Annotated in this window: 16 protein-coding genes; 7 read left to right on the forward strand and 9 right to left on the reverse strand. The window is 74.4% G+C overall.

All coding sequences use genetic code 11. From position 1 onward, the window contains the following. Window positions 1-2: 2 nt before the first annotated feature. A complete protein-coding gene (fdhD, locus tag QOZ89_RS21205) occupies window positions 3-974 on the reverse strand; it encodes a formate dehydrogenase accessory sulfurtransferase FdhD (RefSeq protein WP_071052048.1) in 972 nt (323 codons plus the stop codon). A 273-nt stretch (window positions 975-1,247) separates the two neighbouring features. Here fdhD and QOZ89_RS21210 point away from each other — a divergent pair, with 273 nt between their 5' ends. Both QOZ89_RS21210 and QOZ89_RS21215 read left to right on the forward strand, forming a co-directional pair. Beyond that, window positions 1,248-2,903 carry a hypothetical protein gene (locus QOZ89_RS21210; RefSeq protein ID WP_241842150.1) on the forward strand — a complete coding sequence of 552 codons (1,656 nt, stop codon included), beginning with the start codon at window positions 1,248-1,250 and terminating at the stop codon, window positions 2,901-2,903. A 356-nt stretch (window positions 2,904-3,259) separates the two neighbouring features. Continuing rightward, entirely contained in the window at window positions 3,260-4,039 is a 780-nt protein-coding gene (locus tag QOZ89_RS21215; RefSeq protein ID WP_071052046.1) for a sporulation protein, read from the forward strand. Window positions 4,040-4,148: 109 nt separating this feature from the next. On the opposite strand, the gene QOZ89_RS21220 is transcribed toward QOZ89_RS21215, so the two are convergent. From QOZ89_RS21220 to QOZ89_RS21230, 3 genes are all read right to left on the reverse strand, one after another. Continuing rightward, the gene (locus QOZ89_RS21220; protein WP_241842149.1) at window positions 4,149-4,865 is read right to left on the reverse strand and encodes a hypothetical protein; all 717 of its coding nucleotides are present in this window, start codon (window positions 4,863-4,865) and stop codon (window positions 4,149-4,151) included. A 447-nt stretch (window positions 4,866-5,312) separates the two neighbouring features. Further along, window positions 5,313-6,386, reverse strand: coding sequence for a DUF4097 family beta strand repeat-containing protein (locus QOZ89_RS21225; protein ID WP_312624754.1), 1,074 nt, complete (start codon window positions 6,384-6,386; stop codon window positions 5,313-5,315). Continuing rightward, entirely contained in the window at window positions 6,374-7,714 is a 1,341-nt protein-coding gene (locus QOZ89_RS21230; RefSeq protein ID WP_071052107.1) for a sensor histidine kinase, read from the reverse strand. Before QOZ89_RS21230 ends, QOZ89_RS21225 begins: the two co-directional genes overlap by 13 nt. A gap of 413 nt (window positions 7,715-8,127) precedes the next feature. On the opposite strand from QOZ89_RS21230, the gene QOZ89_RS21235 reads away from it, so the two are divergent. Then, window positions 8,128-8,625 (forward strand): protein-tyrosine phosphatase family protein, encoded by a 498-nt coding sequence (locus tag QOZ89_RS21235; RefSeq protein WP_071052044.1) that lies wholly within the window; start codon window positions 8,128-8,130, stop codon window positions 8,623-8,625. Window positions 8,626-8,819: 194 nt separating this feature from the next. Continuing rightward, window positions 8,820-11,381, forward strand: a complete 2,562-nt coding sequence (locus QOZ89_RS21240) for a CoA transferase (RefSeq protein ID WP_071052043.1) — start codon at window positions 8,820-8,822, stop codon at window positions 11,379-11,381. A gap of 205 nt (window positions 11,382-11,586) precedes the next feature. Here QOZ89_RS21240 and QOZ89_RS21245 read toward each other — a convergent pair whose 3' ends face one another. Continuing rightward, a complete protein-coding gene (locus QOZ89_RS21245; protein WP_071052042.1) occupies window positions 11,587-12,003 on the reverse strand; it encodes a VOC family protein in 417 nt (138 codons plus the stop codon). A 185-nt stretch (window positions 12,004-12,188) separates the two neighbouring features. Here QOZ89_RS21245 and QOZ89_RS21250 point away from each other — a divergent pair, with 185 nt between their 5' ends. The 3 genes from QOZ89_RS21250 to QOZ89_RS21260 all read left to right on the forward strand — a co-directional run bounded on the left by QOZ89_RS21250 (window position 12,189) and on the right by QOZ89_RS21260 (window position 14,377). After that, window positions 12,189-13,232, forward strand: a complete 1,044-nt coding sequence (locus QOZ89_RS21250; protein WP_071052041.1) for an isopenicillin N synthase family dioxygenase — start codon at window positions 12,189-12,191, stop codon at window positions 13,230-13,232. Between the two features lie 192 nt (window positions 13,233-13,424). Next, window positions 13,425-14,123: a hypothetical protein gene (locus QOZ89_RS21255; RefSeq protein WP_312624761.1), complete on the forward strand. Its 699-nt coding sequence runs from the start codon at window positions 13,425-13,427 to the stop codon at window positions 14,121-14,123. Next, window positions 14,120-14,377, forward strand: a complete 258-nt coding sequence (locus QOZ89_RS21260) for a hypothetical protein (protein ID WP_312624763.1) — start codon at window positions 14,120-14,122, stop codon at window positions 14,375-14,377. Before QOZ89_RS21255 ends, QOZ89_RS21260 begins: the two co-directional genes overlap by 4 nt. 126 nt (window positions 14,378-14,503) lie before the next feature. Here QOZ89_RS21260 and QOZ89_RS21265 read toward each other — a convergent pair whose 3' ends face one another. From QOZ89_RS21265 to QOZ89_RS21280, 4 genes are all read right to left on the reverse strand, one after another. Next, window positions 14,504-15,313, reverse strand: a complete 810-nt coding sequence (locus QOZ89_RS21265; protein ID WP_071052040.1) for an SDR family NAD(P)-dependent oxidoreductase — start codon at window positions 15,311-15,313, stop codon at window positions 14,504-14,506. A 279-nt stretch (window positions 15,314-15,592) separates the two neighbouring features. After that, on the reverse strand, window positions 15,593-15,937 hold the full coding sequence (locus tag QOZ89_RS21270) for a hypothetical protein (RefSeq protein WP_312624765.1): 345 nt from the start codon (window positions 15,935-15,937) through the stop codon (window positions 15,593-15,595). Between the two features lie 54 nt (window positions 15,938-15,991). Beyond that, on the reverse strand, window positions 15,992-17,872 hold the full coding sequence (locus QOZ89_RS21275) for a class I SAM-dependent methyltransferase (RefSeq protein WP_071052038.1): 1,881 nt from the start codon (window positions 17,870-17,872) through the stop codon (window positions 15,992-15,994). 101 nt (window positions 17,873-17,973) lie between these two features. After that, complete coding sequence (locus QOZ89_RS21280; RefSeq protein WP_241842147.1) at window positions 17,974-19,659, reverse strand: FadD3 family acyl-CoA ligase; 1,686 nt, start codon at window positions 19,657-19,659, stop codon at window positions 17,974-17,976. Window positions 19,660-19,661 lie beyond the last annotated feature (2 nt).

The following is a 19,661-nucleotide window of genomic DNA, read 5'->3' on the forward strand; positions in this document are numbered from 1 at the left end:
CTCTATCGGGTTACGTCCAGGGATGTTTGCGGATTTTGCGCCACTACGGACGGTCCTTCCTCACTCGACCGGCCGGTCGGAGCTTCGGCGCTGAGTACCCGGTGGGCGCCGGCGTAGACGTTCATCGAGTCCCCGCGGAGGAACCCGACAAGGGTCATCCCGCTCTCGGCGGCGAGGTCGACGGCCAGCGCCGAGGGCGCCGAGACAGCGGCGAGCATCGGGATCCCGGCCAGCAGGGCCTTCTGCGTGAGCTCGAACGACGCCCGCCCGCTGACCAGCAGCACCCGGCCGCGCAGGGGCAGCGGGCCCGCCTTCGCCGCCGCGCCGACGACCTTGTCGACGGCGTTGTGTCGGCCGACGTCCTCGCGCACGATCTCGATCCGCCCGGCAGCGTCGGCGAGCGCCGCGGCGTGCAGCCCCCCGGTGGTCGCGAACAGCCGCTGCGCCCGCCGCAGCGCCCCCGGCAGGCCCGCGAGCGTCGCCGCCTCGATGCGCAGCGGGTCGTCGGCGACGCGGTGCCGGGCGCGCATCCGGATCGCGTCGATGCTCGCCTTGCCGCACAGCCCGCACGAGCTCGTCATGTAGAACGATCGGGCCGCGGCCGTGAGATCGGGCTGGGGAATCGACGGGTCGAGCGTGAGGTCGAGGACGTTGTATGTCTGCCGCCCGCGATGCCCGCTCCATGCCTCCGCCGACGCGAGGAGGGGCGGGGCCGCGTCTTCTTCGGCCGGCTCGGTACCAGCGCAGTAGCGCATCGACAGGACGTCGCCGCCGCCGCCGATCAGCCCTTCCCCGATGAGGAACCCCACCGCGAGGTCCATGTCGTCGCCTGGAGTGCGCATGGTCACCGCGAGCGGCTGGCCGTGGATCCGGATCTCCAGCGGCTCCTCGCCGACGACGGTGTCGGCACGGGCCGTCGCCGGGCCGCCCACCGTCACCCGCACCACCCGACGCCGCGCGCTCGCTCGTCCCATGCCTCCACTGTCCCCGTTGCGTCAGCGCCTGGATACGCCAGCCTTCACCGCGCGGCGGGGCGGCCGGCACGGCGATGGCCGTTGCGGCGGTTCTACGCCGCGGTGGGTTGGGAAAGCGTGCTGACGGCGTGGGACAGTGGCCCCGCGTTGCTCTGGTCGGGCGGATCGCGATCGTTTGGTGATCCAGGCTCTGTTGCATGGGACACTGCGCCCGTGGCGATGACCGGTTCCCGACGCCCCGAGCTCCCGGTGGACCCGCCGGCGGATCTCGGCGTGGAACCGGCCGCGGCCCATGCCTCGCCCCGCCACCGGCTCGTCGCCGGCGACCCGACCGCGCTCGCCGACGCCTACACCCGTCACGGTGACCGGCTGCTCGCGGTCGCCGCCGCGGCCGGGCAGCCTCCGGCGGAGGCCGCGGCGGTCGCGCGCGCCGTGCTCGTCGAGGTCTGGGAGCATCCCCTGCGCTTCCCCGCCGACGACGCCGCGCTCGCCGAGACGCTGGCCGCCGCCGCGGGCCGGCTCGCCGCCGAGCGCTCATCAGACGCCGACGAGCCGGCGCGCCGGGGCAGGCCCGAGCCGTCACCGGGGTTCCTGCCGGATTGGCGACAGGGTTCCTCCCGGATCGGCGGACGGGGTCCCTCCCGGATCGGCGACGGGGTCCCTGCCGGATCGGCGGAGCCGATCTGGGAGGTCAGCGATCTGGGAGGTCGTGATCTGGGAGGTCAGCGATCCGGTAGGTCCGGGCCCCGCTCCCGCCCGGCCCGGCCGTCGGCCGGCCCGGCGGGCGTCGACCAGGCCGACCCGCGGGCGGCGCTGCTGGCCGCGGCGCTCGCGCGCCGGCCCGCCGTCGCGGCCGCACCCCCGTTCGCCGCCCCGTTCGCGGCCTGGACCGCGGCCGTCGACCGGGTGCTCGCCGAGCTCTCCCCCCGGGACTGGGACCGTCCGACGGGCAGCGACGGCCGCACGCCCCGCGAGGTCGTCGCCCGCCTCGCGGGCCTGGACGCCGCGCTGGCCGGCGCGATCGGCATTCCGGTCGCCGGCACCCTCGCGCCCCCGGCCGTTGACACCCGGGCGCAGGGCATCCTGAGCGCAGGCCTCGCCGGCGCCACCGGGCCGGGCGCTGGAACGGTCCCAGACGCTGGAACGGTCTCTGACGGCGAAGCCGGGCCGGGTGACGCGGGCGGCGCGGCCGGCGCACCGCGCGCGGACGGCGCGACGGCCCGGCCGGGGCCGGGCCGGGCGACCTCCTACTGGCCGGCGGTGTTCTGGCCTCCGGTGTTCTGGCCGCCGGTGCTCCTCTGGCGGACCTGGCACGAGGGCGCACGCGGCCTGTGCGCCTGGCTGGCGGGGCGGGAGCCCGAGTCGGCGCACATCATGATCGACGCGCTTGGCTGGACGGCGCCTGTCGAGGACCACCTGACCTCCCGCGTGCTCGGCACCTGGCTTGACGGGGCCGCGCTCGCGGCGGCGGCCGGTGTCCAGCTCCCCGCGCTCGACGTGGCCGAGCTGAGCGCCGTGACCGAGCTCGCGCTGCACCGGGTCCGCTGGCGGACGGGTCCCGAGGCTGGCCTCGGCGACGGCCCGCTGGCGCTGACGCTGATCCCCGGCGACCTGGACGGAGGCGGCCCGAGCGCCGGGCCGGCCGGCGGCGACACCGGCGCGGGCGGCGTGGGCGGTGTGGGTGGCGACCGGGTGGCCGTCGGCCGCTGGCTCGTCGGCCCGGGTCGTCCGCCGCTGGCGGCGCCGGACCCGGCCGCCGGCCACCCGTCGCCCGCCGCCGAGCTTCGGCTCGGCGTCGTCGACTTCTGCCTGCTCGCGGCCGGTCGGCGCACCCCGGCGGAGACCGCCGCGGCCGCGACCGCCGTCGGCGGCGACCCCGCCGCCGGCCACGCACTGCTCGCCGGCGCCGCCGGCGTCCTGCCAGCCTGACGGGGCGAGGCGCTGGACGCGCTCCCCCCCCGTGTCGGGCGCTGGGGCGCCCTCCCCGCGCCGTTTCGGGGTGGGGCTTCATGGCGGTGGCTGGTCTGGCCGGGTGTGGGGTAGGTGGTCGCCAGACCACCCAGATCGCTTACCTCCCAGATCTGCTCCGCAGATCTGGGAGGGACCCTGTCGCCGATCCGGCGGGGACCCCGGGCGCTGCGCCGCTGCGCCGTCACCAGTCGTGGCTGGCCTGACCGCTGTCGCCTGACCGACCCCCGCTGGCGATGGTCACGGGCCGGCCGGTAAGAAACTAGTGCCGAATAGAAGCTCTGATGGGTATGCCACCCGGTCGGAAGGTTTGCGCGATGGGAATGAAGCGGTTCATGTCTCGGCTGGGCGTCGGGGCCGCCGAGGTGGAGACCGTGCTGGACCACGACCAGACGAGGCCGGGAGCGGTCGTCACCGGCACGACCACCGTCACGGGTGGCAAGGTCGACCAGCGGATCGAGAAGATCCTCGTCGCGCTCGAGGCGACCGTCGAGATCGAGCGCGACGACAGCACCTACTACGAGCAGGTCGCGTTCGGCACCCAGCAGATCGGCGGCAACCTGGTGATCGCGCCGGGCCAGCAGATCGGCGGCCGCTTCGAGCTGCCGGTGCCGTGGCAGACCCCGATCACCGACGTGGGCGGCTGGCACCTGAAGGGCATGAAGATCGGCGTACGCACCACCCTGTCCATCCCGGGCGCGCTCGACCCGGGTGACCTGGACCCGGTCTCCGTCCACCCGCTGCCGGTCCAGGAGGCGGTGCTCGCCGCGCTCGGCGACCTCGGGTTCCACTTCCACTCGGCGGATGTGGAGAAGGGGCACGTCGGCGGCTCGTCGCTGCCGTTCTACCAGGAGATCGAGCTCAAGCCGTCCGGCGAGTACGGCCGCCGGATCAAGGAGCTGGAGGTGACCTTCCTGGTCGACGACCACGGCATGGACGTCGTCCTGGAGGCCGACCGCCGCGGCGGGCTGCTGCGCTCCGGCGGCGATGCGCTCAGCCGCTTCCGGGTCGGCCACGGCGACCTCGACCGCGGCCGCCTCGCCCACCAGATCCACGAGCAGCTCCAGCAGCTCGGCGCCCGCCGCGGCTGGTTCTAGCCAGTCCGTGGGAGAGACGGCGTCAGACACATCCCATGGCTTGGGCGTCAAGCCGCGAGGTGCGGCGTAGGGAGGTCTGGGGCGCGGAGCGTCCGGTCACGGGAGCGCCTCAGGTCTCCTCGGCGCAGGAGGTGAGGGCGGCCGGGCTGAGCACGGGCCCGCCCAGCTCGCCGCCGTCGCCCGGGACCGCGACCGCCTGGACGACGTGGTCGGGCGGGCGCAGCCGGCGCTCCCGCTGGGAACGGTAGATCTCCGCGGGCACCATCGGCCGGGCGGCCGCCGCGTCGGCGAGCTCACGCCAGTCCGGCTCGGACGCCGAGTAGGCGAGCTCGGCCAGCCGGCACACCCGCAGCACGTTGCTCAGCGGCTCGACCTGGGCGACGGCCTCGGCGACGCCATGGTGCGCGGCGTAGAGGCCGTCCCAGGCCCGCTGGGCGTGCGCGAGCCGCTCGTCGTTGTCGCGTAGCCAGCCGAGGCGGCGCGCCTCCAGCTCGGCCCGGACCCGCCGGCCGGCCGTGCCCGCGTTCTCGGCCGGCGGGTCACCCGCCAACAGCTGCGCGATCCGGTCGTGCGGCGCCGCGACCTCGACCAGCGGACCAAGGTTCAGCCTGCGGTACCAGCGGGCGGCGGCGGCCGGGTCGGCCAGCTCGTCCGCGATCTCGGTCAGCCGGGTGCGCCCGGGCGCGGTCTGCGACCGCGGGTCGGCGAGGAAGAACCGCCGGCCCACGACGGACCGGGCCATGAGGCGCGCCCCGTCGCCCCGGCGGAGCGCGCCGTGCATATGGTCTGGGTCTTCCTGGTGATGCGGACCGCGGTCGTCAGGCATGCGACCACCCACGCAATCCTTAGGCCGTCGAGGGTGCGAAGAGAGTATTTTCGCGCTTCCACCGATCTGTGGCAGCGGTTCTGCATTTTTTGGCTCCGCGTCGGCGACTGCCGTGCGATACCGGGATCGTAGTGCTCCTGCTCGCCGGGCCGGTTCAACGCCGCTGTGTCCGCTGTACGACACCTCGGGCCGTTAGGCCCGATCCGCGTATCGGCGATCTTCCGGAGCGCCCGGACGTCGCGACGCGCAGGTCCCGTCCGCCCGCCCCGGCGCCGCCCTCTCGCCGCCCTCCCGCCGCTGCGCAACCTCGAGGCCGGTCCGTGTCGGACCAGCAAGCCCATAGGCCTGGCCCTGTGACACAGTCCGACCACCAGCCCCGCGAGTGTGGTGGACGGGCGTGTCTCCAGGCGTGCCCATCCACCACACTCCGGGCTGGCGTGCCGGCCGCTACGACGCCTCGCCGGCGTCCGCGTAGCGGATCGAGACGTCGCCCGAGCTGGATCTCGCCTCGATCCGGCGGGAGGACCGTGGGTCGGTGGCGACCCGGACCGAGTCGCTGCCGGACGAGGTGCGCGCGGTCGCGTCATAGGTCTCCGAACCGAGCGGCACGGTGACCCGGACGTCGCCGGACGACGTCGTCGCCTCCACGTCCGTCGCCGCGACGGTGAGGCCGACGTTGACGTCGCCCGACGACGAGTGCGCATACACCGTGGCCGCGCCGAGGCGGGTGGCGCGCACGTCGCCCGACGACGTGGAAAGTCTGGCGGTGCCCGAGCATCCGTCGGAGGACACGTCGCCCGACGACGTGTGCAGGTCGAACGACCCGGTCAGGCCAGCCGCCCGGATGTCGCCCGACGAGGAACGCGCCACGACCGTCACGCCCGCCGGGACCGCCAGGCGCAGCGTGGTCTCGCAGCTGAGCAGCATCTGCCAGGAGCAGTCCGCGTGCACCCGCGCCGTGTGCCCGTCGATGTCGACCTTCAGCGCGGGCGGGTGCACGGTACCGGAGAGCTTGGCGTCGACGACCGCCTCGTCGTCGGGCGTGCCGGTGAGCGTGAGGCTGCCGGACGACGCCCGCACCTCCAGCCGGTCGACCGACGCCGGCAGGGTGAGGTGCTCGTCGCGCCGTTCCTCACCGGTGGTCAGGTTGACGGCCTGTGTGCCGGCTCCGACCGCCAGCGCGGCGGCGAGCAGCACCCCGATGGCGAGCAGCACGCCGCGGGCGCGGCGCGGCCCGCCCGCTGGCGGCTGGTCGTCCAGGGACCGTCCGCCGGCCCCGCCTCCACCGGGCGGTGTGGTCGCCGTGGCGGCAGTGTGAGCTGGCTCTGGTGTCACGGTGCCAGACGTCGACGTTTGCGTGGGCTCGGGGACGGGCTGGGAGGCGGGTGCGGGCGTCGTGGCCGTGGCCGTCGATGCGGCCGTGGATGTCGGGTCGGCCGTCGCGGCCATCGTGCGGTCTCCCTCGGACGCGGGGCGGGCGGGTGGCGGTGGGGCCGGCTCGGGCTGGTTCAGTTCTGGCATGGCAGGTCCAGCCGCACGGTGGTGCCTTCGCCGGGGGCGCTGCGCACCGTGAAGGTGCCGTCGACGGCGACCGCCCGGTCGCGTAGCCCCGACAGGCCGGTGCCGCCGCGCTCGCTCGCCCCGCCGTGGCCGTCGTCGCTGACCTCGACCGCCAGCCGGCCGTCGGCGCGGCGCGCCACGATCCGCGCGGACGCGGCGTCCGCGTGGCGGGCGACGTTCGTGAGCGCCTCGGCGACGAAGAAGTAGGCGACCGCCTCCACCTCGGCCGAGGGCCGCGGTGTCACGTCGACGTCGAGCGTCACCGGAATCGGGCAGCGGGCGGCGAGACCGGCGAGCGCGGCGTCCAGCCCTCGGTCGGTGAGCACCGCCGGGTGCAGGCCGCGGGCGAGGTCACGCAGCTCGACGAGGGCGCGCTTGGTCTCGGCGTGCGCCTCGGTGACGAGCTCGTGCGCCCCCGCGGGGTCTTCGGCGAACCTTTCCTGCGCCCGGCCGAGTGTCATCGCGACGCCCACCAGTCGCTGCTGCGCGCCGTCGTGCAGGTCGCGCTCGATCCGGCGGCGCTCGGCGGCCGAGGCCGAGACGATGCCGGCGCGGCTGGACTCCAGGTCCGCCACCCGCTGGGTCAGCGCGGCGGTCTCGCTGGGCGAGAGCATCCTGCGTCCGATCGCCAGCTGCAGCCTGACGAGCCCGCGGGCGAGCCACGGCGCCGCGAGGAGCGCGATGACGCCGACCACGACGTGCGTGGCGACGGAGCCGCCATAGCCGAGGTCGAGCCCGACCAACCGGCCGCCGTTGCCGAGGACGTGCCCGTAGGCCGGGAACAGCAGGAACGCGAGCCCACCGCCCCACGCTGTGGCGACGACCCAGCCGCCGGCCCAGCCGAGCACCGGGAGCACGATCAGCGCCCACAGGAGCTCCAGCCAGCTGCCGCCGGCCGACATCCGGGCCCACATCCGCGACCAGGCCCGCCCGATCCTCCCGGACGGCGTCCCGGCGGGCACCGGCGTCGGCCGCAGGCGCAGCCGCTCGCCGAAGTAGGCCTCGTAGCGCCACGACTCGAACCGCGCGAACCGGTGGGCGGCCGCCAGGGCTACCCACAGCAACGGCAGCCCGATGACGATGAAGAACGACGAGGACACGCCGGCGATGCCGAACGCGAGCGTCACGGCGAACGTGATCGTCCCGAAGAGCAGCGTCTGCGCGGCGAATGCCGTCGCCAGCCAGTTGCGTCGCGAGTAGGTAGCGCGCAGCGCCGCGACGAGGGCGTGCGCTGGTCTCCCCAGCGGGCCTGGCCTGGCCGCGAGGCCGCCGCCCGCGGGCCCGGTCATCGGACCCACCCGCCGGGCCTCGCTCTGAGAGCCGCCGAGGGCGGTGTGTCCGTGCCCGCGCGGGCGTGAGCCCGCCGGGAGTCTGGTCGCGTCGTCATGTCCTTCGCGTCCCGCTGTCTGTCACCACCGGCGCGCTGTCCGCCCGCCGCCCGCCCCGCGATGCCGGGGCGTCGCCTCGACCGTAGATCGCCGTGACCCGGTCGCACGACCGCGCAGACCCACCAATCCGTACTGGGGAAAACCTCACCCAGCGGCCTCCGGGCCACCTCCGTCCCGACGCCGGCCCGGAGCCTGGAGGGGCACGACGCCTGCCTACGCGGGCGGAGCGGGGGGCGCGAGGGCGGGGGATGGGGGCACGAGTAGCCCGGTTAGCCCGCATACTGACAACCCGGCGAGAGCGGTGCGTGACGGGCATGCACACTACGGGTGTGACCTCGCGACTCAACGGAGCGATCCAGCTCCCGGATGGCACCCACATCCGAGGCCGCGGGCGCCGGGAGGGGCTGCCGGACGGGCCACTCCCGGAGTTCGGGCTGTATCTCGGACGGTCGCGGGGGCTGCCGCGGCGGGCGTCGGCGCGCCGGGCCGCCGAGCAGGAGCCGGCGTGGCCGGCGGTGTGGCTCGACTGGCCGGACTTCCGGACACCGCGTGACCCCAGGGCCGCGGCCGCGGTGATCAAGCAGGCGTACGGGCGGGCGCGCGCGGGGGAGCGGGTGGAGGTCGCCTGCGGCGGCGGCACCGGGCGGACCGGCACCGTGCTGGCCTGCATGGCGATCCTCGCCGGTCATCCGGCGGGCGACGCCGTGGCCTGGACCCGGCGTCACTACCGCGCCCGCGCCGTCGAGACCCCGGGCCAGCGTCGCTGGGTCGGCTGGTTCGCCGCCCTGGAGACCCTCGACGGCCCGTCCTGACCGCGGCCGGCATCGGCCCGCCGGGCTGCGTGCCGGCGCCCTGCCCGGCCGGAAGGCGGGCGGAGGCCGGCTTTTGATGCCGGTCAGACGGTTCGCTGATACGACAAGGGAGGGCGCCGGGACTCGGGTGGTGGTGCCTGGCGGGGCCGGATGCCGCGCCGGCCGGAGACGAGGCGCGAGGGCGGGTGGGGCGCATGGCGGCGGGACCTGAGGCGGCCGGCGAGGCGGGGGCGGGCGGCCGGCTTCCCGCGTTAGCCGGAGTTCGGGTTCTCGAGGCCTCGGTGACCCGGGCGGGCCGGGTCGCGGGGATGCTGCTCGCCGACCTGGGCGCGGACGTCGTGCGCGCGCGGTTCCCGGCTCGCACCGACGGTGCCACGGCCGGCTCGACGCTGGCCGACGAACAGGCGGAGTTCGACGCGCCTGTTGGGCCGGACGGGCGGGCTGGGCCGGACGGGCGGGCGGTGGCGGAGGGGGCGGCGAGGCTGGCGTCGCCCGCGGGGCTGCTGTGGGACCGGGGCAAGCGCGTCGTGCGGATGACCTCCGAGGACGTCGGCCGGCTGGCCGGCGGGGCGGACGTGCTGATCGTCGACCACACCCCCGGCCGGCTGGCCGAACTTGGACTGGACGCGGTGACCCTCGCCGAGCGTCACCCAGGGCTCAACCAGGTGCGGCTGCCGCCTTATGGCGAGCACGGCGAGTGGCGCGAGGTCGCCGAGGACCCGCTGCTGCTCGCCGGCCTCGGTGGGACCGCGGCGCGCAACCCGGCGACGCTCGACTGCCCGGTCGCGCCCGTCGCCACGACGATCGTCCAGCTGCACGGGGCGCTCGCCGCCGCCGCGGCCGTCGCCGCGCTGCATGGCCGGCGCCGCGACGGTGGGCGCGGGCATGCCGTCACCGTGAGCGGGCTGCACGCCGCCTCCGCCCAGCTCGGCATGATGACGCAGGTCGGCGTCGACCAGCCGGTCGTGAAGGGGAACCGCTCCGGCCGCGGCGTCCCGTTCTGGCGCATCTACCAGGCCGGCGACGGCCGCTGGCTCTACCTTGCCGCGCTCGTCCCGGAGATCTTCTTCCGTGCCCTGGACGCGATGGATCGGATGGACGTCCTCGTCCTCCCCGGCGTTGACGGCGACTGGAACAAGGTCGTCGTATACGACGAGGGCGGCCAGCTGGTCGCCGACGAACTGGAGAAGGAGTTCCGCAAGCGGCCGCTGCGGGAGTGGCTGGACCTGTTCGCCGCCGCGGACGTGCCCTGCGCGCCGATCGCGACCCGCGCCGAGTGGGCCGTCCGCGACATCGCCGAGGCGAACCGGAGCTTCGTCCAGCGTGCGCACCCCACCCTGGGCACCGTCAGGATGCCCGGCTTCCCGGTCGACCTGGCCGGCACCCCCGCGAGCCCCGGCCCCTTCGCGACCGCCGACCTGAATCTCGACCCGGAAGGCGAGCTCTGGCCGGCCACCGAGGCGCCCGCCGCGGAATCGCCCGCCGCCGCCCGTGCCAGTGACGGCGACGGGGTCGACCGGGGCCTGCCACTGCGCGGTGTCACGATCGTCGACCTGTCCTCCTACCTCGCGGGGCCGCTGATCGGGGAGATCCTGGCCGACTGGGGCGCGGACGTCGTCAAGGTCGAGCCACCGGACGGCGACCCGTTCCGCGCGTTCCCGATGTCGGTGTTCGTCGCGAGCCAGCACAAGCGCGACCTCGCGCTCGACATCGCCCGCCCCGGCGGCGCCGACCTGCTGCTGCGGCTGCTCGCCGGAGCGGACGTCCTCGTCGAGAACATGCGGCCCGGACGGCTGGAGAAGCTCGGGCTGCCATCCGAGCGGATCGCCGCGGCGCGACCCAACCTGGTGCGCTGCAGCGTCTCCGCCTACGGCCGAGCCAGCGCCTACGCCGGCGCGCCCGGCTTCGACCCGGTGTTCCAGGGCCTGTCCGGCCTCGCCGACGCACAGGGCGGCGACGGCGACCCGGTACTCACCCCGATCCCGCTCAACGACACGGGCACCGGCGTGCTCGGTGCCCTCGGGGTGCTCGCCGCGCTCTATGCCCGCGCCCGCGACGGCGCCGGCCAGCGGCTCAGCCTGAGCCTGGCGAACACGGCGACCTACCTGCAGGCGCCCGAGTTCACCGAGTTCGCCGGCCGCCCCGAGCCGGCCCGCGGCGCCACCAACTTCCCCGGCCCCACCGCCGGGCACCGCTACTACCGGTGCGCCGACGGCTGGATCGCCGTCGCCGCCGTCACGGCGGCGCAGACCCGCGACCTGCTCGGCGTTCTCGGCGTTCTCGGCGTCGGGACACCTGGGAAGGCCGCCCCCGCCCCTGACGCGGCCATCGCCCCTGACGAGGCCGTCGATGCCGCCGCGGCGGCGTTCGCGGCGCGGACGGTCCGTGCCGCGGCGGCCGAGCTGGCCGCCCGGGGGATCCCCGCCGTTCGCGCCGTCATGGGGGACAACCACGCCACCGACGAGCACCTGGCCGCCAACGGCTTCACGCACCTCGTCGACGACCCCCGGTTCGGCCGGTTCCACATCGTCCGCGGCTACGGCGCCTGGAGCCGCGACGCGGGCCGGCCCCCGGCGCGTTCGGTGCTCGTCGGCCACGACACCCGCGAGGTCCTCGCCGAGCTCGGCTGCCCGCCCGCCGAAATCGACGCCCTGTTCGCCGCGAACACGGTCGCCGACATCGACCTGCGTGACGTCCCCGAAGGCTCCCCCTACGGCCCCCCAGCACCGCCGTCCTCCCGCTCCGCCGACGGCTGACCGGCGGCGACCCGGCCGCGGCCCACAAGGGACCGCCGCCGTTCGCCGCCGGCTGGAATGAGGTGGCAGACCGGACCGGTACCGTCCGCGGCAGATGTCACCCAAATCCGAACTCCGGGCCCTCGCCAGTTCGGATCCGAGTACAGATCCGCCGATCAGGCTGGTGGCGCGGTGGCGCGGCCGGGCCAACCTGGCTGAAGCGGTGCTAGGCGGCGGGCTCGGGGGAGATGAACTCGATCCGGTTGCCGACCGGGTCGGGGCTGTAGAAGTGGCGGTGGCCTGGGAAGTCGTGCGACCAGGTCACCGCGACGGCCGCGGCGGCCAGGCGCTCGGCTAGCGCGTCGAGGTCGTCGACGAGGATCGCCGGGTGACCCTTGGTCGCCGGGGTGAAAGCCGGGTCGACGCCGACGTGCAGCTCGAAGCCCGCACCGCGGAACCAGGCGCCGCCGCGGGCCGCCATCGGCGGTGGCTTCGGCACCTCGGTGAGGCCGAGAAGCCCGACCCAGAACGCCCGGCAGGCATCCTCCGCGCCGGCGGGGATCGCCAGCTGCAGGTGATGAAGGCCGACGACGCCGGTGAACGGCTTGTCGACGGCGGTGGCTGTGCTGGCGCTGCTGGTCACGTGGCTTCCTCCGAACGCCTGGTCCCCTCGGCCGAGCGTAGATCCGCCGCCCTGTCCGCGCCCCGCCCTCGAACGGCCGTCACCGGCCGCGACGGCGGCCACTTCCCCGGGACGGCCGGTATCGCTCCTGCCTATATTCGCCCTTGTCGGCAGGTGACGCCGACCGGACGGAGGGACGCACGCTGATGGCCCGCCTCGTCCCGCTGGTCGACCTGTCCGGATGGAGTGGCGGCGGCGCCCGCCGCCGGGAGATCGCCGCCGCGGTCGACGACGGCTGCCGTCGGGTCGGCTTCCTCGAGATCGTCGGGCATGGCGTCGAGCCGGCCACGATCGGCGCGGCGCTTGCCGCGCTCGACACCCTGTGGTCGTTGCCCGCCAGCGCCAAGCTGCGCCACGTCCCCACCGACCTCATGACCAACCGTGGCTACAGCCCGCCGCGTGCCGAGTCGCTGGCCTACAGCCTCGGCGTCGACGCCGGCCCGGACACGTTCGAGGCGTTCAACATCGGCCCGGAGGGCTGGCCGGCCGGCGACCCGGTGTACGAGCGCGAGCGCGACGGCGTCTTCGCCGCGAACCTGTGGCCGGGCGAGGTCCAGGCGCTGCGGCCGGCGCTGACCGCCTACTTCGGCGCCGTCGCCGGGCTCGCCCGCCGGCTGGCCGAGATCTTCGCCGTCGCGCTCGGGCTGCCGGAGGGCTACTTCGCCCCGTTCACCGACCACTCGACCGAGACGCTGCGCGCGCTGAGCTACGTGACCGCCGCCCGCCCCGACGCCAGCGACTCGGGGGAGCCGGCCCGGATGGGCGCGCACACCGACTACGGCATCCTCACCGTTCTCTACGGCGACCGGGTGCCCGGCCTGGAGATCGTCGGTCCTGACGGCGCCTGGCACTCGGTCGTCCCGGGGCCGGGCGGGCTGCTGGTGAACCTGGGGGACCTGCTCGCCCAGTGGACTAACGACCACTGGCGCTCGACCGTGCACCGGGTGGTGCTGCCCGCGCCAGTGGCCGGCCGCGAGGCCCGGCGCCGCTCGATCGCGTTCTTCCATGACGGCAACTACGACGCCGTCGTCGAATGCCTGCCCACGTGCACCGGGCCGGACGACCCGCCGCGCTACCCGCCGGTCGTCGCGGGCGAACACCTGACCGCGAAGCTCGCCGCGCCACGCCTGCATCGCCCGACCACGGCCACCTCGACGCTGGGTGACCGGGCCGACGCGGTCCATCCGTGACCTGACCAATGCCGCTTGCGACGGCGACATCCCGGGTTTGGCCGGAAGCCGCCTCTTTCCGCTCCCCTGACGATGCGGCGTCGCTGAGACCGCCAACCTGGCTCCTTCGTGGTGAAAGCTCGTTGGGGGCTCTTCTGGCGGTTTTCTGGCCAGGGAAAGAATGCGCGAGTGCAAGTCGGCTTGAAAGGTAGAGTGGGTTTAACCAGCGTCTTCCGGATTTGCTATTTCCTGTCCGTGTTCTTTATGGTTGACGGCATGCCGAGTGGGGAACACGAGTCGCCGCTGGAGCTGGCCGAGCAGAATCCGGAGGTCCTGGTCTGGCTGTTGGATAAACTTTTTGACGTCAAGGTCTCCGACTTTCACCATGCCCGGCCGCAGCCGACGGAGGTCCGGAAGCTGGTGCCCAGCACCTACCGCGCCGACGGGATGACACTGTTGTGCGACGCGACCGACAGGTCGTTGCTGTCTGTGGTGCTGGAGGTTCAGCGTGCCTGGGATCCGGGCAAGCGCTGGACCTGGAAGACCTACGTGGCGCACCTGGAAGCGGAGCTGGAGGTCAATGCCGCGCTGCTGGTCTACTGCCCTGGTGCGGCGGTCGCCCGCAGATACCGGGCCATGTTCGAGTCGGAGGGTGTGAGCCTGCACCTGCGCCCGCTCGTCTTCACGCCGGGCGACGTTCCTCTGGTCGTCGACGTCGAGCGGGCACAGGCCGAACCGGCGTTGGCCCTGTTCTCTGTACTCTGCCATGGCGGGGATGCTGACATCGAGGCCGCTTTTCCCGCACTGTTGGAGGCGCTGCGGGCGCTCGGCCCGAAGAAGAAACCCCTGTATCATGAGATCGTTCTAGCTGGGCTGCCAGAGCGCTCTGGAAGCGTTGGGAGACGTATATGACCAGCACCGTCGGCCGTCGGTACCGCAGTGAACTTCTCAACGAGACCGACGCTCGTGCCCACGCCGAGGGCAAGGCCGAGGGTGAGGCCCTCGGCGCGGGGCGGATGTTGCTGACCGTGCTTGAGGCACGCGGAATCCTCGTTTCCGAGGACGTCCGCGAGCGGATCCATACCTGCACAGACCTGGACCAACTCGACACGTGGTTCCGCCGCGCGATGATTGCCAGCACCATCGACGACGTCATCCGCGAATAGACCAGGCCCTGGCTGGCAAGAATGTGCGTCGCAGCGCAGAACCGCCTCGGTCCGCGCGACGTGTCGAGGTGCACCTGACCGGCGGTGCCGGCGGTGCCGTCTGGCTGGTTCCGTGTCGGTAGGTAGTCAGGCCAGGAGAGTGCCGCCCTCGACAGCGAGGATCTGGCCGGTGACGAAAGCCGCTGCGTCGGAGGCCAGGTAGACGACCGCGGCGGCGATCTCCCGTGGCGTCGCGGTCTGGCGTTCGAGGACTGTGCGGCGCCCGATGCTGGGCGAGTCGCCGCCGTGTGCCCGCTTCGCGATGACGCCGTCGGCATGCCAGCGGCTGCCCGCGCTCACGTCGTTCGCCCAGTCGTCGGGGAGCGTGCCGTAAGGGGCGACGGCGTTGACCGTGATCCCATGCGGCCCGACCTCCTTGGCGAGGATCTTGGTGAACGTGTGCACCGCGCCCTTCATCGCCGAGTACACGGCGAGCGTCGGGTCACCGATCAGTCCCGCCGTCGACCCGATGTTGATGATGCGCCCGGAGGCTCGGTGGATCATGCCGGGCAGCACGGCGTGCGCACAGTTGAGCGTGCTGGTGAAGTTCAGGTCGACGTCGCGGCGCCAGGTGTCCGGGTCGGACTCGGCGAAGTAGGCGAACGCGACGTTGCCGCCGACGTTGTTCACCAGTAGGTCGACCGCGCCGAAACGCTCCTCGACCGTGGCCACCATCCTGCCTACCTGCGCGCGGTCGAGGACGTCGACGGAGTGGAACACAGCGTTCTTCGCGCCCGCGGCGAGCGCCTGCTCACGCACCCTTTCACCCGCGGCCTCGTCCCTCGCGGCGATTACGACGTTCGCGCCCTCGGCCGCCAGCGCCAGCACGATGCCCCGGCCGATGTTGGAGTTCCCGCCGGTGACAACAGCCGTCCGCCCCGTAAGACCCGTGTCCACGCCGAACCTCGTCTCCGTGATGCGCCGTGGCCCTCGCCGCGAGCGTCCTCATACCAGCACGGACCGCGGTCACCCGCACCCGTTGCGACCGCCATCCGATCCCGGGACGTCCGCCGCGCGTCACCGCAACCGTCTCGCGGACCACACGCATCGAGCGTCGGTTGGGTTTCCTTGCCGACCCCCAGGGCCCTGACGCCAGCGCCAGTGTCGGCGCCTGAGCCTGTGGGCCGGTCCGGCGGGCCAGATCACCGGACCGGCACACGGGTCGGGCCGCCGCGGTCAGGCCGCCGTGAGCTCGGTCCGCAGCCGCAGTGCCCGCTGGGTGACCTCGGCGAGGACATGCTTGGCGGCCGCCAGCTCGGCCGCCAGCTCGGCCGCCAGCTCGGCCGCCAGCTCGGCCGGATCGAAGCCGCTGAAGACCTGTCCGCCGACCCGCTGCACCGACGCGAACACGGCCGCGTGCAGCTCCGCCCCCCGCGTGGTCACGCTCACCGGGCCGGCACCGTCGAGCCCGGTGAGCAGACCCGCGTCGTCCAGGCGGCGCAGCATCGCGTCGACCTGCTCCTCGTCGCGGCGCAGCTGGCGCTGGCTCGTCAGGAAGGCCCGCAGCTCCGGGAAGGTCATCGGCGGGCGCAGCGATCTGGGAGGTCAGCGATCTGGGAGGTGAGGCTCAGCGCCTCAGGCGGCCTGGGCCGAGGGGCGTCGCGGGCGGTGGCCGGCGACCTGGTGGATACGCGCGGTGTCGATCGTGGCGGTGAGGGCCGTCCGCGGGAGGGCGAGCAGCGCGGCGCGCAGGTCGTCGAGGTGGGTGGCGGAGGCGAGGCCCGCGGCCAGAGTCGCGTCCCGGGTCGCGTCCAGAGCCTCGGCCAGCAGGAGCGGCGAGTCCAACGGCAGGGGAGCGGCGCTCAGGCCGGCCGAGATGTCGGTCAGGCCGGCGGCCGTGAACAGCGCGGGCAGCCGCGGGCCGATCTGTGGGTCACCGCCCTGGGCGCGGATCGTCATGGTCAGAAGCTCGATGAACTCGGCCAGGGCCCCTGGAAGCGGGTCGTCCGGCGTCGCCGTCGTCGACGGGACGGTGAAGTAGACGTCCTCGACGGCTACCACGCCGCCGGGACGGACCGCGGTGGCCATGGCGCGCAGCGTCTCCATCGGGTCCGCGAGATGCCCAAGCAGCAGCCGGCAGTAGGCCAGGTCGAACCGGCCGCGCGCGGCGGGCAGCCAGCCGGCTTCGGCGTTCAGGAACGCGACCCGCGCGCCCACCCGGGCCGCGTTGTGGCGGGCGACCCGCAGCGACGCCGGGTCGCCGTCGACGCCCACGATCCGCCCGCCGGGCCGGACCTGGCTTGCCAGCAGCACGCTGACCTGGCCGTGCCCGCACCCGACGTCCAGGCAGCGCCAGCCCGGTCCCAGGCCCAGCCCGGTCAGGAACGCCTCCGTGCCCGGTTCCAGCGCCCTGGACTGCCTGGCCAGCCGATGCGCGTCGGCCTCCCCGCCGTGCAGCGCGTAGCCGACCGTCGGCCGCACAGCCCGCGCACCGGCGGGTGTCTCGGCCGGCGGAGCGACGGCCCGCGCCGACGGTGCCGCGGCCGCACGCGTGGATGGCGCCGCTGCGGTCCGGTCCGACGGTGTCCCGGTGGACGGGGACGTCGCCCCGCCCGCCGCCTCGGCCGGTGGGGCGCCAGCCGGCGCCCGCGCGGGTGATGGCTCCGGGCCTGGCGGCCACGCGGCTGAGGACGAGGACGGCGGCTCGGCCGCTGGGACCTCGCCCGGTGGGAGGACCGGCGGCACGGGAGGCGGGAACCGGTGGACGGTGATCTCCTGGGGCTGGTCATGGCTGACGTGCTGGCCCGCGCGGAGGCCCGGGGCCGTGCCTGGCGGGGCGGTGGCGGGCGGGGCGACAGCGCCGGGTGAGGCAGCAGCGTCGGGTGAGGCAGCAGCGCCGGGCGGGGCGGTGGCGGCGGGCGGGACGGTGGTGCCGGGCCGCGCCGTGACCGGCGCCTGGTGCGCGGTACCTGCCGGTACTTCAGGTGCCGGCTCCTGCGTCTCCCGCGGGCCGGCGCTGCCCGGTGGGTGGGCGGGCAGCCGGGCCGCCGCCTGGTCGGCGAGCCTGCCGAACCAGGACCAGGCGCGCTCGGCGGCGCGGTCGGCCCGCTCCGCCCATTCGGCCAGGTGCGGATGCTCCGCGTGCCCCCCGGCCCCGGCGCTCCAGATGTGTCGCTCGACGACGTCGTGACCGTTGCGGCCGTGGTCATGGCCGGCGCCGGCGCCGGCGCCGTGGTCGGGATCGTGGCCGTGGCCAGCGTCGTCGTTGTGGCGGTCGTCGTGGTCATCGACGTCGTGTTCGCCGCGTTCATCAAAGTCTTCGTCGGCGACGCCGCTGTCCAAGGGGGAAGGCCCGTCCCGGCGCCGGGCGCCGAACTGGGCGTAGGGGTCGGGAGCGTACGGGCTGGACAGGCCGGAGCCGTACGGCCCCGGGCCGGCCGCGGGCCAGACGAGCCGGGTGGCGGAATCGGTGCCGTCGCCGTGGTCGTCGCTGTCGGCGTGAGCCTGGTCCGCCATGCGTCACCCCCCGGACCGTTGCCACCCCATCGTGCGCGCGGGAGCCGACCGCCCGCCACCCGGAGGGATGGCGGGGCACGACCGGTGCTCGGCAGGGCCGCTCAGGAGCGGCGGACCAGGGTGGCGGCGCGGTCGCGCAGCTCGTAGCGGACGACCTTCCCGGTGGCGTTGAGTGGGAGCGCGTCGACGATCTCGACGTAGCGCGGCGCCTTGTAGTTCGCCATGCGCTGCCGGGCCCAGGCGATGATCTCCGCCGGTTCGGGCGCCGGCTGGCCGGCCCGCGGGACGACGTACGCCATGCCGACCTCGCCGAGCCGCTCGTCGGGGACGCCGACGACGGCGACCTGGGCGATCACCGGGTGCTCGGCCAGCATGCCCTCGATCTCCGCCGGGTAGGCGTTGAAGCCGCCGACGATGAACATGTCCTTCTTCCGGTCGGTGATGGCGATGTTGCCACCGTCGTCCATCACCCCGATGTCACCGGTCCTGAGCCAGCCGTCGGCGTCGATGGTCTCGGCGGTCGCCTCGGGGCTGTCGAGATAGCCCTTCATGATGTTGAACCCGCGGGCCAGGATCTCGCCGGGCTCGCCGCGCGGCACCTCCTTGCCCGCGTCGTCGACGACGCGGATCTCGATGCCCTCGAGGGCGCGGCCGGAAGTGCGCGCGACCAGCTCCGGGTCGTCGGTGTGCCGGCACATGGCGACCGTTCCCGTGGTCTCGGTCAGGCCGTAGCCAGTGACGACGGTGCGCAGGCCCAGGTCGGCGCGCAGCCGGCGGACCAGCTCGACCGGCACCGCCGCGGCGCCGGTGACGGCGAGCCGCCAGCTCGACAGATCGTAGCCGGTCAGGTCGCTGTTGAGGATCGTCTGGTATACGGCCGGCGGGCCGGGCAGCATGGTGATCTTCTCTTCGCTGACGAGCCGCATCACGGCGGGCACGTCGAAGACCGGGTACGGGACGAGCGTCGTGCCGACCAGGATGGTCGCGAGCAGGCCCGCCTTGAGGCCGGCGGTGTGGAAGAACGGGTAGACGAGCAGGTAGCGGTCGCCGTGGCCGAGCCCGATGACGTCGGCCCAGGCCTTGTAGAGCCGGGTTGACGGGCCGTGGGCGAGCATCGCGCCCTTCGGCTTTCCGGTGGTGCCCGAGGTGAAGATGATGTCGCTGAGGCTGTCGCCGGTGAGCGCGGCCGCGCGGGCGGCGGTCGTCTCGGCGGGAACCGAGGCGGCGCGGGCGGTGAGGTCGTCCCAGGGGATGGTGCCGGGGCTGACCGGTCCGTCGAGCACGACGACCTCGCCGAGGTCCGGCAGGTCCGGCTCGGCGAGGATCGCGGCCGCGTAGTCCGTCTCGAGGAAGTCGGTGACGGTGAACAGGATCCTCGCCCGGGTCGCGCGCAGGAGATCCGCGGCCTCGCCCGCCTTGAACCGGCTGTTCACCGGGACGAGGACCGCGCCGGCCCGGTAGATCCCGAGCGCGGCGACCATCCAGCGGTAGCCGTTCGGCGCCCAGATCGAGACTCTGTCGCCGGCCTCGACACCGCTGCCGACCAGGGCCCGCGCCACCTCGTCGGCGGCGGCCGCGAGCCCGGCGAACGTCAGCCGGACGTCGCCGTCGACGACGGCCTCGTCTTCGGGCCACCGCCGGGCGGCCCGCTCCAGCACGGCCGGGATCGTGGCCGGCGGCACGTCCTCGACGGCTGACGCCCCCGCGCCCGGGCCGCCGTCCGCGCGGGCCCCGCCATGATCGCCCGGCTTTGCGCCTAAGTCGTCGTCGCTGTCTCTGGTGGTCATCC

It is taken from the genome of Pseudofrankia coriaricola, assembly GCF_032027725.1.
GTDB lineage: Bacteria > Actinomycetota > Actinomycetes > Frankiales > Frankiaceae > Pseudofrankia.

Bases quoted from the DNA above. Each gene is read 5' to 3' on its own strand.
- fdhD (WP_071052048.1), bottom strand. From the start codon at position 974: ATGGGACGAGCGAGCGCGCGGCGTCGGGTGGTGCGGGTGACGGTGGGC.
- QOZ89_RS21215 (WP_071052046.1), top strand. From the start codon at position 3,260: ATGGGAATGAAGCGGTTCATGTCTCGGCTGGGCGTCGGGGCCGCCGAG.
- QOZ89_RS21220 (WP_241842149.1), bottom strand. From the start codon at position 4,865: ATGCCTGACGACCGCGGTCCGCATCACCAGGAAGACCCAGACCATATG.
- QOZ89_RS21225 (WP_312624754.1), bottom strand. From the start codon at position 6,386: ATGCCAGAACTGAACCAGCCCGAGCCGGCCCCACCGCCACCCGCCCGC.
- QOZ89_RS21230 (WP_071052107.1), bottom strand. From the start codon at position 7,714: ATGACCGGGCCCGCGGGCGGCGGCCTCGCGGCCAGGCCAGGCCCGCTG.
- QOZ89_RS21235 (WP_071052044.1), top strand. From the start codon at position 8,128: ATGCACACTACGGGTGTGACCTCGCGACTCAACGGAGCGATCCAGCTC.
- QOZ89_RS21240 (WP_071052043.1), top strand. From the start codon at position 8,820: ATGGCGGCGGGACCTGAGGCGGCCGGCGAGGCGGGGGCGGGCGGCCGG.
- QOZ89_RS21250 (WP_071052041.1), top strand. From the start codon at position 12,189: ATGGCCCGCCTCGTCCCGCTGGTCGACCTGTCCGGATGGAGTGGCGGC.
- QOZ89_RS21260 (WP_312624763.1), top strand. From the start codon at position 14,120: ATGACCAGCACCGTCGGCCGTCGGTACCGCAGTGAACTTCTCAACGAG.
- QOZ89_RS21270 (WP_312624765.1), bottom strand. From the start codon at position 15,937: ATGACCTTCCCGGAGCTGCGGGCCTTCCTGACGAGCCAGCGCCAGCTG.
- QOZ89_RS21275 (WP_071052038.1), bottom strand. From the start codon at position 17,872: ATGGCGGACCAGGCTCACGCCGACAGCGACGACCACGGCGACGGCACC.
- QOZ89_RS21280 (WP_241842147.1), bottom strand. From the start codon at position 19,659: ATGACCACCAGAGACAGCGACGACGACTTAGGCGCAAAGCCGGGCGAT.